This window comes from Bradyrhizobium sp. PUT101 (assembly GCF_052043945.1).
In the GTDB taxonomy this organism is placed as follows: Bacteria; Pseudomonadota; Alphaproteobacteria; order Rhizobiales; family Xanthobacteraceae; genus Bradyrhizobium.
This window is the reverse complement of record NZ_CP197207.1, coordinates 3,962,638-3,976,848: the sequence shown is the minus strand read 5'-3', so window position 1 is coordinate 3,976,848 and position 14,211 is coordinate 3,962,638. Positions and strand designations below refer to the sequence as shown.

Here is a 14,211-nt window from a genome sequence, read left to right as displayed (position 1 = left end):
CCGCGGAAGTGGAAGAGGTGGATTGCGCCTTCGGCCAATCCACCCTGCGAATCTCCTCACGCCCCCTCATCCAATGCCACCAGCTCGCGCTTCCTGCGCAGCGACGGCAGCAGCGGAGCGATCAGCAGCACGAGCGCCAGCGTCAGGCACACCCCCGAGATCGGCCGCTGCACGAAGGTCCAGAGATCGCCCTGCGACAGGATCAGCGACTTGCGCAGATTGTTCTCCATCATCGGCCCCAGCACGAAGGCGAGCACCAGTGGCGCCGGCTCATAGCCGAGCTTGCGCATGAAATAGCCGATGATCCCGAACGCGATCATCACATGGACGTCGAACACGTTGTTGCTCGAGCAGTAGACGCCGAGGATCGTGAACAGGATGATCAGGGGAAACAGGATGTTGTAGGGCAGCTTGAGCAGCTGCACCCACATGCCGATCATCGGCAGGTTCAGGATCAACAGCATGACGTTGCCGATATACATGCTGGCGACGATGCCCCAGAACAGGCCGGGGTTCTGCGTGATCAGCAGCGGTCCCGGCTGCAGGCCGTGAATGACGAATGCCCCTAGCAGCAGCGCCATCACGACGTTCGGCGGGATGCCGAGCGTCATCAGCGGAATGAAGGCGCCGCCCGCCGCGGCGTTGTTGGCCGACTCGGGCCCCGCGACGCCTTCGATCGCGCCATGGCCGAAACGCTCGGGCGTCTTCGACAGCCGCTTCTCCAGCGCGTAGGAGGCGAATGACGCCACCACCGCGCCGCCGCCCGGCAGGATGCCGAGGAAAAAGCCGAGGATCGTGCCGCGGCCGACCGGACCTGCGCTTGCCTTCCAGTCCTCTTTGGTGGGCAGGAGATGAGTGATCTTGGTGTTGATGATGTCGCGCTTGATCGCCTGCTCGGTGTTGAGCAGCACCTCGGCAACGCCGAACAGGCCCATCACGACGGGCACGAGGCCGATGCCGTCGATCAGCTCCATACGGCCGAAGGTCAGCCGCGGCCGCGCGGTGATGCTGTCGAGGCCGACCAGCCCGAGCACGACGCCGATGCACGCCATCAGCAGTGCCTTTGGCATCGATCCCTGGGTGAGGAAGGTGAGCACGACGAGGCCGAGCACCATCAGGCTGAAATACTCGGCCGGGCCGAAGGCGATGGCAATGCTGGCAAGCTTCGGTGCTACCAGCATCAAGGCGACCAGCGCAAACGTGCCGGCGGCGAAGGAGCCGAAGGCGGAGATGCCGAGCGCGGGGCCCGCACGGCCCTGTTTCGCCATCTGGTGGCCGTCGATGCAGGTGACGACGGAGGCTGCTTCGCCGGGGATGTTGACCAGGATCGAGGTGGTCGAGCCGCCATACATCGAGCCGTAGTAGATGCCGGCCATCATGATGATGCCGGATTCCGGCGTCCCCGACAGGGTCACGGGCAGCAACAGCGACATCGCCGAGATCGGCCCGATGCCCGGCAGCACGCCGACCAGCGTGCCGATGAAGACGCCGATGAAGCAGTAGAGCAGGTTGATCGGCAGCAGCGCGACGCCGAATCCATGCGCGACATTGACAAGCGTATCCATGCGGTCAACCGATCCCGAACAGGCCCGAGGGCAACTGGATCAACAGCAGCCGCTTGAGCACCCACCACATCCCGACCGGCGCCAGCACGGCGATCGGCACCGCCAGCGTCCAGCGCACGGGATCGATCAGCCTCAACAGCAGCAGCATCAGCGGGATCGATGACAACAGGAATCCCAACGGTTCCAGGGCGAAGGAGAACGCGGTGAGGCAAGCGATGAGGAGAAGCGGCTTGCTCCAGCGTACATTCTCCCAGCGCGAGGCCAGCGTCGGACCGCCCTCCGTGATCGCCGAGACGATGATCGCGCCTGCGAACACGCACATCAGGATGCCCGTATAGAACAGCACGTAGCCCGAACCGGGATCGTTGATGGTGCCGAGCCTGAGCTTCAAGCCCGACCAGATCACGAAGGCGCCAAGCGCGAGCCCGATCAATCCGCCCCAGAGCTCGGAATTGCTGAGGCGGAGCTTGACGTTGGTTTGGTTGCTCATCGATTCCCTCTCGTGCCCCGGACGCGGCGCAGCACCGTAAGTGCGTTCACTCGCGTCTTCAACGCGCTATGGTGATGCGCTGCCGAGCCGGGGCCCATGAAGTTAGGCAAAGGTGGTCCCGGCTCTGTGGCGCAGCGCTGACGAAGCGCTGCACCGCGTCCGGGACGCGTAAGTAGCTCAGCTCTACTTCTTCGCAAGCCCGAGCGTCTCGATCACCTTGCGCTCGGACGCCGTGACCTCGACGACGAACTTCTTGTAGTCCTCGGTGTTCTTGTAGTTCGGAACCATGTCGTATTTGGCGAGCGTCGCCACCACTGCCGGGTCCTCGATCGCCTTCTTGAAGGCATCGTGCAGCTTGGCGACGATCTTGGGATCCATGCCCTTCGGGCCAGCGATGCCGAACGGGGAATCATAGACCATGGGATAGCCGAGCTCCTTCAGCGTCGGCACATCCGGGTAGTTCGGCGAGCGTGCGCCGGTCCACACCATCAGCAGCCGCAGCTTGCCGGCGTCGACCAGCGGTCGCCATCCCGTTGAGTCGGCCTGCAGCATGGTGTGCTGTCCCAGCACGGCTGCATTGGTCTCTGCGCCGCCCTTGAACGGGACTTGCGTCAGCTTGATGCCGGACATCGCGGCGATCTGCTCCATGCCGATATGCAGCGACGTGCCGGCGCCCGGCGTGGCGTAGGTCACCTTGCCCGGGTTCGCCTTGGCGAACTCCACCACGTCCTTCCAGCTCTTGAACTGCGACTCCGCACTGGTCGTCACACCAAAGGTGTAGCCGGTGAGATGGACGATGTAGCTGAAGTCCTTCGCCGGATCCCATGATACCTCCTGCATCAGCGGCAGGCGGAAGACTGTGATCGGGATCTGCGAGATGGTGTAGCCGTCGGGCTTCGCTGCCGCGGCCATGGTCGCAGGTCCCACCGTGCCGCCGCCGCCGGCCTTGTTGTCGACCACGATCGGCTGACCCAGGATCTTCGAGGCGCTGTCGGCGATCGCGCGCATCGAGATATCGGTCGATCCGCCGGCCGGCCATGGCACGATCAAGGTGATCGGCTTGCTGGGATAGTCCTGCGCACTCGCAGCAGTAGAGAGCAATGCGCCCATGACAGCGTGCACCGCGGCAAATGCAATCGTCTTCAGCCCGTATCCTGACATCGAAACGCCTCCCTCGCAGCGGCCCCTTTGGACCGCCGCCTCTTGTTCTTGTGAGACGATTGTTCCTGAAATCGAGGGAGAAGAAAAGCGCATTGCGCGGACCGCGCGCGGCGGTCGGTCGGGCAATGCCGGCAAAGCCGGCACATGCGACAATTCGTCGTTCGGCCGCGTGCCGAGAGGCGGAATTTGAAACGGGGCGAAGCCGTTAGGCCACGCGCCGGACCATGTTCAGCGTCTCTATGGTACGGCCGACCTCCGATGCGAGACAGGGCTTGCCGAAATAGTAGCCTTGAACGGCAGTGCAGCCGCATTCGCGGACGAAATCGAGTTGCTCCTCGGTCTCCACCCCCTCCGCGGTCGTCTCGACGCCGAGCACGGAGCCGAGGCTTGCGATCGTTCGGACGATGGCAACGCTTTCCGGGCTTTCGCCGAGCGTGCCGACGAAGGAGCGGTCGATCTTGATGCGGTCGAAGGGAAACTTGCGCAAATAGCTCAGCGAGGAATAGCCAACGCCAAAATCGTCGAGGCTGACGCGCACCCCTAACGTGCGGAGCTGGTGCAGGATCTCGATCGTCGCCTCGCTGTCATCGAGCAGCGCCGTCTCCGTAAGCTCGAGCTCGAGCCGCTGCGGCGGCAGGCCGGCTTCCGCAAGTGCGCTCGTGACCATCGCGACCAGCCCGCGCGAGCGGAACTGCACCGGCGACAGGTTCACCGCGACGGTGACATCGGGCCAGGACGCAGCGGCCGCGCAGGCCGAGCGCAGCACCCATTCGCCGATCGGTACGATCAGCCCGTTTTCCTCCGCAATCGGAATGAACTCGGCTGGAGAGACGAAGCCGCGCGAGGGATGTTTCCAGCGCAGCAGTGCCTCGAAGCCGGTGAGCTCGGAGGAATCGAGCCGCATCTGCGGTTGGAACACCAGGTGGAATTCACGCCCTTCGAGCGCGCCGCCCAGATCCTGCTCCAGCGCGTGTCGGCTGCGCGCCTCTTCCTCCATCTCGGGCTCGAACAGCTGATAGGCTCCGCGCCCCCTGGCCTTGGCCTGGTACAGCGCGAGGTCGGCGCATTTCATCAGCTCGTCGGCATCGAGCCCATGGTCGGGTGCGATCGCGATACCGATGGAGACGCCGACATGGACCGACTGGCTTTCCAGTGGCGGGGGATGACCGATGAGGTCGATCAGGCGGTGGGCGAGCTCCTCAGCCGATTGCGGCTGCGGTCCGCGCTGGAGGATGGCGAACTCGTCGCCGCCGAGACGCGCGACGGTATCGTGCTCGCCGACATTCTCCTTCAGGCGCGCTGCGACCCACCGCAGCAGGCGGTCGCCTGCGGCGTGGCCGAGGCGATCGTTGACGGTCTTGAAGTTGTCGAGGTCGAAGCACAGCACGGCCATGGCGCCGCCGGCGATCGCGACCTGATTCAGGCCCTCGCCCATTTTCTCGCGGAACAGCGTGCGGTTGGGCAGGTCGGTGAGCGAATCGTGCCGTGCCATGTGCGCCACCCGGGCCTGGGCCTTGTGACGCTCGGTGACGTCCTCGTAAGTGACGACCCAGCCGCCGTGCTCCATCCGCTTGTGATTGAGCTTGATGATGCGGCCGTCGCTCAAGTGCCGGTGCAATGTGTGCTCGCCCTCGCGCAACCTCTCGACATAGTCGGCATAGAGCCTGGCGCCGGTCGTGTCCGGATGGATGCCGAGCTCGCAGCTGTACTCCATGATCTCTCGCATCGAGACGCCGGGCTTCACGATCTCCGGCGACAACCCGTACATCTCGAGATAGCGGCGATTGCAGACGATCACGCGCAGGCTCGCATCGAGCATGCACAGGCCCTGGCTCATGTTGTTCAGTGCCGCGTCGAAGCGGCGGTACTGTTCGCTCAGTTGCTCGATCGCGCGCTCGCGCTCGGTAATGTCTTCATAGGTGGCGACGAAGCCGCCCTCGGCGAGTGCGCAGTAGCGCACCGAGACCACGGTGTCGTTCGCCATGCGTCGGCGCATTGGCGAGGAATCGCGGTTCGCAATGCTCGTGCTGGCGGCTTCGAGGAGCTGTTGCGGACTGTATTCGGAGGAGAATGCACCCTTCGCCATCGAACGCTCGATCAGTTCGGCGAGATGCGTGCCGGGCCTGGTTTCCTCCGGCGACAGCCGGTAGATCCTGCGGTAGGTGGTGTTGCAGACCCGAAGGCGCATGTCGCTGTCGTAGAAGGCGAGCCCGTGCGCCATGTTCTCCAGCGCCGCATCGAGGATGAAGTTCTGCTGCCTCAGCGTCTCCTCGTATTGCAGCCGCTCCGTGACGTCCTCGTGCACCGTCACCCAGCCGCCGTCGGGCAGGAAACGGGAGACCGCCTGGACCATCCGTCCGTCGTAACGCATCACCAGCAAGGTTTTCGCCTTCCTGCGGCGCACATCTTCGAGCCGGCTTTCGTAGAATTCGTCGCTCGACATGCCCGGCAGGTTGCCGCGCGACATCCAGTGCTCGATCACCTTACAATGCGGGACGCCCGGCCTCACGATCTTGGAATCGAGGCCGTAGAGCTTCAGGAACCGTTCGTTGCAGACGACGACGCGGCTGTCGACGTCGTACATGATGAGGCCGTGCGACATGTTGGCGAGCGCGTGCTGGCTCCGTTCGGTCTGCACGTGCAATTCCGCTTCGAGCCGGGCGAGGCGGCTGACATCGTCACAGATCGTCATCCAGCCGCCGCCGGGCAGCGGCTTCAGCTCGAGCGACATGACGAGGCCGCTCGCCAGCCGCTGCTCGGTTCGGAACGGCTTGCCCGCGGCGATCTGTGCGATCCGCGCCGAATACAACGCGTCGAGCTCGCCTTGCGGAAAGTTGCCGCGTCTCGCGCTATGCGCGAGGACCTCGCGGTAGCTCGTGCCGACCCGCACGATGTCGGCCGACATGTCGAACAGCGTGAGGTACCGCTGGTTCACCAGCACGATCCGGTTGTCGGCATCGTAGACGCAGACGCCCTGCTCCATGTGGTCGAGCGCAAGCTGGCTCAGGACGACCAGGGCGTCCGGGCCATGCTCGCGGCGTGCACCAGGCTCGTTGTCGCGGGTCGACATCATGGGGTCGGCGGGACCTCGGCAGGCAATAGACTTAATGCAACCTAATTCAGCGGCCGAGGGTAGCGAAGAGGCCGGAAAATTCCCTTAAGCGCAGTAGTTTACGGAGGGTGACCGGCGATGGTGAGAGAGCGCGCAAATGGCCAGCTGGCAAGGCGATAGCCTGTAGCCGGATGCGCGGAGCGAGATTCGGGGCGACCGTTCCCGCATGTCGCCGCGCTCATGCGAGCTGCAGGGCCGAGCGCTGCCCTAGGGCCCGTACAGCACGAGTTCCGTGTCGGTGAGGTCGCCGAGTTGTGGCCGGTGCGGGCCCTTGAAATATTTGCGGCCGCGCCGCTCGGTGTAGATGCCGACGAGGCCGGCAACCGGACCGTTGGCATCGACGGCCACGGAGACCTTGCCGAGCCGCAGCAGCAACCGGCCGATGCGGCCGGCGCATTCGGCATATTCCGCGGCGTCCCGGCAATAGATCAGCTTCATCGCGGGCGGTGCGATAAAACCGCGGCGGATGCGAACCGGTTGCAGGATGAAGGGGAACGCTCCCTTCGGCGTGCGGCAGACGAGGCTGAGGCAATTGTAGCGCGCATGCCGCGTCAAGAGCTCGGTCTCGGCTTCGGAAAGCCCCATGATCTCCTTGGCGTGTGGCGGGATCACCTCGATCTCGCTCCAGCGCGGAGCGCGCGCCAGCACAGGGATCGAGAAGAATATGCCGCGGCAATAGGCGCCAAAGCCCTGCGTTTCGATGATCGGCCAGGTCCACGGCGCCGGGCTGATGTTGAAATAGGTGACGTCCTTGTGCCGCTGGGCGATCTTGGTCAACAGCGGGGCGTAGTTGCGGTAGGCCGGGTCGACATACCAGCTCGACAGGTTGCACCGGATGGCGGTCTCTTCGCCATCCTTGCGTGCCGTGTAGATCAAGAGCAGCACGCCGACCGGCGTGCCGTCGTCGTCCAGCATGTAGCCGAAGCGCGGATAACCCTCCGGCACCGGCCGGAAGGCCTGCCGGCGCAGGCCCTGAATCCAGTATTCGCGTGAACGCCCGACGAAGCCGCGCGTCAGCAAGTCCGCGATCTTCTCGACGTCGGACTCGGTGATTTCGCGGCATCGGATCTTGGTGTGGATCACGTTCGTCTTGCCCGTGGAAATGGTCGACCTCTTGCCCTAGCGCCAGCCTTCGCCATGAGCCTCGGCCGCGACATGCGGCTGCAGGCCCAGGACGTCCCGCACCTTGGTAGGCCAGTCGGAAAGATCGGTGCCGTGGGTGTGGAACATGGCGACGGCCAGACGGTCCATGCCGAAGGCGACGCAGCCGGTATGGGCCGGCTCGCCATTGGCGTCCTGGATTCCCCAGGTCGTGCCGAAATGCTCGCGGTGATAGTTGAAGCTCATGCAGGCGGTCGGCTGCTCTTCCGAGCGCAGCGGGATAAGGAGCTCGAACTTGAGCTGCTGCTGCTTCTGGCTCACCGCCTTCATCTGGCCGACCCGGCCGAAGAAAGGATCGCTGGCGTAGTCGACGCGGAAGGTGAGGCCGAGGTCGCGGGCGATCGCCTGCGCACGCACCATCCAGCGCTCGCGGAAATCGGCGACGTCGTCGGGGCTGCCGATGCAGACATATTCGCGCATCCGGAATGATTGCAGCCGGTCGAGATGTTTCGACGGCTCGCGGCGGAAGCAATCCGCGGCGACGTCGAAGCGCAGGCCGCCCTTCGGCAATTGGCCACGGCTCGCCGCGATCGGGTAGACCGGATAGCAGGCGGCCGGTGACAGCACGAGATCGGCGGGGGACAGCGAGGTCGTCCAGTCGCCGCCGGCATCGAAGCGGCTCACCGCGGCATTGATCTCGCGCTCGGTGCCATGCAGGCCGCAAACGCAGCCGAGCAGGTTCGGAAAGCTCTTGAGATAGCCGGATTTTTCCAGCTGGGCGCGGCTCATCACCGGCGGGAAGCGCATCACTTCGGTGCCGGTCTCGCGATGGCCAGTGATCAGCGCGGCAAGCTTCTCGACGATGCCTTCATAGAGTGCGGTGCGGGCATAGACGCCGTCGGCGCCCATGCGGTGGAACAGTTTGTCGGCGAGATGATCGAGCGGATCGATCATCTGCGGCGCGGTGGCGGGCGAGTCGGGGAGGACGGCAATATTCATGGTCGATGTCCTGCTATCTCAAAATTGTTCTTGTTGATTCAGTCGCCAAAGGCACGTCAGTCGCGAAGGCTTGTCGGCACCCCGCTCATCAGCGTCGATGTCGCGGCGTTGGCCAGGATGCGGTCATTGTTGATCATGATCGGCGACGACAGCACGTCGCGGAGGTGACGCCCCATGGTGAACTCGCCGTCGTTGCGGTAGCCGGAAAGACCCGCGGTGCGCATCGCATGCATCACGGTCTCGACTGCAAGCTCGGAGGCCTGCACCTTCAGCAGGGTGATCGAGGACTGGAAGTCGAGCGAGCTCAGCGCACGCTCGTCATGCTCGGCGCGGGCGAAAGCGTCGATGTTGGCAGCGATCAGCGCGCGCAGCTCGGCCAGCGACATCTTGGCGGCGGTGAAGTGCGCCGCGGCCGGAGGCATCTGGCCCCCGGAAGAGCGCGCCGCCTTGCGGATGAAGGCCTGCGCGCGGGTCACGGCCGCAGCGGCGATGCCGGCCCAGACCGACGACCAGCACAGATGCGCGAACGGCGTCATGGTCTGGGCGTGGATCTTGTCATAGGCTTCAGGGAAGACGCGGTCGGCAGGGCAGTCGACCTTCAGTTCGAACCCGGTCGAGCAGGTGCCACGCATGCCGAGCGTTTCCCAGCCCAGTGTCCGCTTCAGCGAATAATCGTCCTTGGCGAGCGCCAGCAGCACCTGGTCGGAGGCGGCGGCATCGGTGGCGCGGCGGGCGATGGTGACGAGACCGTCGGCCTCGGCGCCGTAGGAGATCACGGTGGCGTCGCGCACCAGCGAAACTGTGTCGCCGGCGTGGTCGACCGCGGCGGCGCTGGCGCGGATGTTGCCGCCATTCTGGCCCTCGGTGGTGGAGGAGGCGAGCAGCCACTGGTCGCGGGCGACCCGGCGCATCATGGTCTCCATCCAGGGAATGCCATGGCCGTGCCTGATGATGCAGGCGACCTTGGTCTGGTGCATCGCGTAGATCATCGCGGTGGACGCGCAGGCGCGTCCGAGCGTGTAGCAGATATCGGTGACGTCGTAGATCGAGGCGCCGAAGCCACCGAACTCGACGGGGATCATCACGCCGAGCAGCTTTTGCTCACGTGCGACCTCGAACGCCTTGTGCGGGAAACGGGCGTCGCGATCGACCCCGTCTGCATCGGCCGCCGCAGCGGCGGCGGTCCGGGCCGCACGCTCGACCAGGGAGGGACCCTGCTCGAGGAAGCTCGTCTGCGTTTCGTCGACAGTAAGGACCGCTTCACGCACGTTCATGCTCGTCCGTCTCCGGTTTGCCGTTCGAGATCGCCGGCATCATTCGTGATGCCGCCGGTGATCCTCCGGTCATCTTTGCTTGTGAGACGAGGCTACGGATTTAATTCAAATTCGTCGATGAAATACAGGGTAAACAAAGCCAAATTCCGAACGAACAGTTAAGGCCCGGTTGTTTGCATCACCCGATTCTCCAGCATCGCGTTAGGATTCTGGAAGAAGCCCGAATTCCAGACAATCTGAGTCATCGTTTACTAACAAACGCGAAGTATTGGTGTCGCCCATTGCAGGACCGGCAGGCCGTGCCCATCGTAGCCGGCAGTCCGATCCGACCCCGATAGACAGATGGGAATTTGCCGATGCAGGCCTTCGATACCGAATTGCGCAACCGCATCATCAAGCTGGTTAAGGGCATTCTCGAACAGAATTCACTCACCGCAGAGGTCACACCGTCGGCCAAGCTCGTCGATGTCGGCCTGACCTCGATGGACATGGTCAATCTGATGCTCGGCGTCGAAGCCGAGTTCGACTTCACCATCCCGCAGTCCGAGATCACGCCGGAGAATTTCCAGTCGGTCGAGACGCTGGAGCGGATGGTCGCCACCCAGCTGCAGCCGGCGACCGCGGCGTAAGGAAGGATGCAACTCCCCTCCCGGTGTCGTCCCTGCGTACACAGGGGATCATTCCGCGAATCTGTCGATTGTTGATCGAACTGCATCTTCGCCAAATCATGGCCTGTGGTTATAGGGCCCGCTTTCGCGGGGACGACACTGAGTGCGAGGCGGGCGCCTGCGCTGCTCACAACACCGGCATCGCTTCCGCCCCCGTTCCAAATCCGCCGCAAAACTGGCATAGCTTAACCATGTCACACGTGGCGGACATGGTGGAGCAGGAATGACGCAGGCGGTATTGGGTATCATCGGCGGCTCGGGCATCTATGACCTGCCCGGCCTCGAGGGTGCGCGCGAAGAGGTGATCAAGAGTCCCTGGGGCGAGCCGTCTGCGCCGTTGCGGCGTGGCTCCATCGCCGGCCTGCCGATCGTGTTCCTGCCGCGGCACGACAAGGGACACCGGCTGTCCCCCTCCGACATCAACTATCGCGCCAATATCGACGTGCTGAAGCGCGCCGGCGTCACCGACCTGATCTCGCTCTCGGCCTGCGGCTCCTTCAAAGAGGAACTGCCGCCCGGAACTTTCGTTCTCGTCGACCAGTTCGTCGACCGCACCTACAAGCGGGAGAGCTCGTTCTTCGGCCGCGGCTGCGTCGCGCATGTGTCGATGGCGCATCCGGTGTCGCCACGGCTGCGCATCCATCTCGCGGCGGCGGCCGAGGCCGAGGGCATCGCGATCGCGCGCGGCGGCACTTATGTCTGCATGGAGGGGCCGCAATTCTCCACCTATGCGGAAAGCATGACCTACAAGACCCTTGGCTATTCCGTGATCGGCATGACCAACATGCCGGAGGCCAAGCTCGCGCGCGAGGCGGAGATTTGTTACGCCACCGTCGCGATGGTGACGGATTTCGACTGCTGGCATCCCGATCATGACGCGGTCACCGTTCAGGACATCATCCGCGTGCTGACGTCGAACGCCGACAAGGCGAAGGCGCTGGTGGCGCGGCTGGCAAAGGATTTTCCGCGCGAGCACGAGCCGTGCCCGATCGGTTCGGACCGTGCGCTCGACACTGCGCTGATCACGGCGCCCGAGGCGCGCGATCCGGAGCTTCTGAAGAAGCTCGACGCTGTGGCAGGCCGCATCCTGCGGGCGTGATGTGAAAGGCAGAATGCCATGAAGGTCGACGGCAAGCATTTCCGCAGCATCTGGCGCGAGCGTGACGGCTGGTCGGTCGGCGCGATCGACCAGCGCAGGCTGCCGCATGAGTTCATCATCGCGCGCCTGACCTCCTGCGAAGACGCGGCCGTCGCGATCCGCGACATGCTGGTGCGCGGCGCGCCTTTGATCGGCGCGACTGCCGCTTATGGCATGGCGCTCGCAATGCGCGAGGATGCCTCGGATGCAGGCCTGAAGCGTGCCTATGACACGCTCGTCGTGGCGCGGCCGACCGCGATCAATCTGAAATGGGCGCTGGACGAGATGCGCGCGACGCTCGCGCCGATCGACCCCCTTGAAAGGGCGGAAGCGGCCTATGCGCGCGCCGACGAGATCGTCGAGCAGGACGTCGAGATCAACCGCGGCATCGCCGGCAACGGTCTGAGGCTGATCGAGGCGATCGCGGCGAGGAAGCCGGGGCAGGCGGTCAACGTGCTGACCCATTGCAACGCCGGCTGGCTCGCCACCGTCGATTGGGGCACGGCGACGGCGCCGATCTATCTCGCGCATGAGCGCGGCCTCAAGGTCCATGTCTGGGTCGACGAGACGCGGCCGCGCAACCAGGGCGCCTCGCTCACTGCGTGGGAGCTCGGCCATCACGGCGTGCCGCACACGGTGATCCCGGACAATACCGGCGGACACCTGATGCAGCACGGCATGGTCGATCTCGCCATCGTCGGCACCGACCGCGTCGCCGCCAACGGCGACGTCTGCAACAAGATCGGCACCTATCTGAAGGCACTCGCCGCGCATGACAATGGCGTGCCGTTCTACGTTGCGCTGCCGTCGCCGACGATCGACTTCGCCGTCCATGACGGCATTCGCGACATCCCGATCGAGCAGCGCAGCGGCACGGAGGTCACCGACATGACCGGCCGCACTGCCGACGGAAGGCTGGAGACGGTGCGCATCGTGCCGGCGAACTCGCCGGTCGCGAACTACGCGTTCGACGTGACGCCGGCGCGGCTCGTCACCGGTCTCATTACCGAACGCGGCGTCCTGAAGCCGGATCGTGAGTCGCTGGCGGCTGCGTTCCCGGAGCGGGTTGTTGCTGCGGCGGAGTAGGCGGTTTGCCAGGCGAGATGTCTCACGCCGTCATTGCGAGAGTGACGCGCCAGCTAGCTCAGCTTCAACCCTGTCGCCGCCTCAAGTTCCGCAATCGCCTGGGCGCCGCCTGTGACCTTGATCGTCGTCATGCCCATCTGACGCGCGGGTTTCAGGTTGACGCCGAGATCGTCGAGATAGACGCAATTGTTCGGATCGACCTTCAGCGTCTCGATCATCATCTGGTAGATGCGCGGGTCAGGCTTGCGCAGGCCGATCTTGGCGGATTCGATGACGTGATCGAACAACACCATCACTTCGGCGATGTAGAGGGATCGTCCCGTCAGGCTGCCGATGGCGTTCGCCGGCAAATTGTTGGTAATGCAGCCGGTCTTGAACTGCGCCTTGATGCGCTTCAGAGCCTCGACCATCTCCGGGCGCAGATCGCCCTGCAGCAGCGGCAGGACGTCACGGCCGCGCACTTCCGCGCCAAGCGCGAGCGATTCCGCGGCGAACAATTCGTCGAAGGTGTCGATGTCCACCTCGGCCCGCTCGAACTTGGCCCAGGCGTTTTCCAGGTGATTGGCGGCGTTGGTGCGCCGGATGATGTCGATGGGCAGGCCGCGCTCGGTCTCGAACCGCGTGAACGCCTCGAATGGTGAGCTCGTCAGCACGCCGCCAAAATCAAAGATCACAGCCTCGATCGTCAATGTCCTGCCCTCGTCAATTCCTTTCCAAGAGGGCTAGCATGCGCTATCGGCAAGGGCCAGTCCGAAGCCGTCCCCTCCTTCACCGATGCTGACGCCGAAGCGTGTTCCCATGAAGAAGCTTGCCACATTCATCGCAGCCGCGCTGCTGCTCGCTACGCCTGCCCACGCCATTGTCGGTGGCGGCACGCCGCAGGCCGATGGTGTCGCGCGTGCCGTCGTCACCATCGTCGGATCGCGCGGCAACTTCTGCACCGGCAGCCTGATCGCGCCGAGGCTGGTGTTGACGGTCGCACATTGCGTGCAGCCCGGCGCCGATTACAAGATCGTCGATCGCGGTGCCGACGGTCAGCCGCAATTGCTGAACGTCCGCACTGTCGCGATCCATCCGAACTTCAACATGCAGGCGATGCAGGCGCATCGTGCCACCGCCGACGTGGCGCTGCTGCAACTGGAAATTCCACTCAAGGGAAAATCCACGGTGATGGTCGGCATGCCGAATATTCCGATACGGGTCGGCGGCCGCTTCGTCATCGCCGGTATCGGCGTCACTGTTCGCGGCGACGGCAAGAGCGGCGGCACGACGCGCGTTGCCGGCCTCGTTGCGACCGGGCAGCCCGGCACGCTCCAGATTCGCCTGGTCGATCCCGTAACCAACGGTGTTCGCGACGGAATTGGCGCCTGCACCGGCGATTCCGGCGGCCCCGTGTTAGAGGACAAGCCGAATGGTCCCGTGCTCGTCGGGCTCATCAGCTGGTCGACAGGGCCGAACGGCGCCGCCGGTTGCGGCGGATTGACCGGCGTGACGCCGCTGACGCTCTACCGCGACTGGATTTTGCAGACGGCGCGGAGCTGGGGTGCGGCACTGTGATTTGACCCCGACTTGATCTATGTCATTTTGAAGCGGAGGCGCGGCGGGTGATCATGCCTG

General features: G+C 64.5%; 12 protein-coding genes. 4 read left to right on the top strand and 8 right to left on the bottom strand.

Going from position 1 to position 14,211, the window contains the following annotated elements; genetic code table 11:
• Positions 1–56: 56 nt before the first annotated feature.
• From ACSHT2_RS19345 to ACSHT2_RS19315, 7 genes are all read right to left on the bottom strand, one after another.
• The gene (locus ACSHT2_RS19345) at positions 57–1,565 is read right to left on the bottom strand and encodes a tripartite tricarboxylate transporter permease (RefSeq protein ID WP_440635829.1); all 1,509 of its coding nucleotides are present in this window, start codon (positions 1,563–1,565) and stop codon (positions 57–59) included.
• Between the two features lie 4 nt (positions 1,566–1,569).
• Positions 1,570–2,055: a tripartite tricarboxylate transporter TctB family protein gene (locus ACSHT2_RS19340; protein ID WP_440635827.1), complete on the bottom strand. Its 486-nt coding sequence runs from the start codon at positions 2,053–2,055 to the stop codon at positions 1,570–1,572.
• A 183-nt stretch (positions 2,056–2,238) separates the two neighbouring features.
• Positions 2,239–3,216, bottom strand: a complete 978-nt coding sequence (locus ACSHT2_RS19335; RefSeq protein WP_319326921.1) for a tripartite tricarboxylate transporter substrate binding protein — start codon at positions 3,214–3,216, stop codon at positions 2,239–2,241.
• Between the two features lie 205 nt (positions 3,217–3,421).
• Positions 3,422–6,289, bottom strand: coding sequence for a PAS-domain containing protein (locus tag ACSHT2_RS19330; RefSeq protein ID WP_440635824.1), 2,868 nt, complete (start codon positions 6,287–6,289; stop codon positions 3,422–3,424).
• A 246-nt stretch (positions 6,290–6,535) separates the two neighbouring features.
• A complete protein-coding gene (locus tag ACSHT2_RS19325) occupies positions 6,536–7,411 on the bottom strand; it encodes an acyl-CoA acyltransferase (protein ID WP_440635822.1) in 876 nt (291 codons plus the stop codon).
• 36 nt (positions 7,412–7,447) lie between these two features.
• Positions 7,448–8,428, bottom strand: a complete 981-nt coding sequence (locus ACSHT2_RS19320) for an amino acid--[acyl-carrier-protein] ligase (protein ID WP_440635820.1) — start codon at positions 8,426–8,428, stop codon at positions 7,448–7,450.
• Positions 8,429–8,484: 56 nt separating this feature from the next.
• On the bottom strand, positions 8,485–9,702 hold the full coding sequence (locus ACSHT2_RS19315) for an acyl-CoA dehydrogenase family protein (protein WP_440635818.1): 1,218 nt from the start codon (positions 9,700–9,702) through the stop codon (positions 8,485–8,487).
• 356 nt (positions 9,703–10,058) lie between these two features.
• On the opposite strand from ACSHT2_RS19315, the gene ACSHT2_RS19310 reads away from it, so the two are divergent.
• From ACSHT2_RS19310 to mtnA, 3 genes are all read left to right on the top strand, one after another.
• On the top strand, positions 10,059–10,331 hold the full coding sequence (locus ACSHT2_RS19310; RefSeq protein ID WP_440635817.1) for a phosphopantetheine-binding protein: 273 nt from the start codon (positions 10,059–10,061) through the stop codon (positions 10,329–10,331).
• A gap of 262 nt (positions 10,332–10,593) precedes the next feature.
• The gene (locus ACSHT2_RS19305) at positions 10,594–11,469 is read left to right on the top strand and encodes an S-methyl-5'-thioadenosine phosphorylase (protein WP_440635815.1); all 876 of its coding nucleotides are present in this window, start codon (positions 10,594–10,596) and stop codon (positions 11,467–11,469) included.
• A gap of 18 nt (positions 11,470–11,487) precedes the next feature.
• Positions 11,488–12,594, top strand: a complete 1,107-nt coding sequence (mtnA, locus tag ACSHT2_RS19300) for an S-methyl-5-thioribose-1-phosphate isomerase (protein ID WP_440635813.1) — start codon at positions 11,488–11,490, stop codon at positions 12,592–12,594.
• 53 nt (positions 12,595–12,647) lie between these two features.
• On the opposite strand, the gene ACSHT2_RS19295 is transcribed toward mtnA, so the two are convergent.
• The gene (locus ACSHT2_RS19295) at positions 12,648–13,283 is read right to left on the bottom strand and encodes an HAD-IA family hydrolase (protein WP_440635811.1); all 636 of its coding nucleotides are present in this window, start codon (positions 13,281–13,283) and stop codon (positions 12,648–12,650) included.
• Positions 13,284–13,392: 109 nt separating this feature from the next.
• Between ACSHT2_RS19295 and ACSHT2_RS19290 the strand changes: the two genes are divergently transcribed.
• On the top strand, positions 13,393–14,151 hold the full coding sequence (locus ACSHT2_RS19290) for a S1 family peptidase (RefSeq protein ID WP_440635810.1): 759 nt from the start codon (positions 13,393–13,395) through the stop codon (positions 14,149–14,151).
• Positions 14,152–14,211 lie beyond the last annotated feature (60 nt).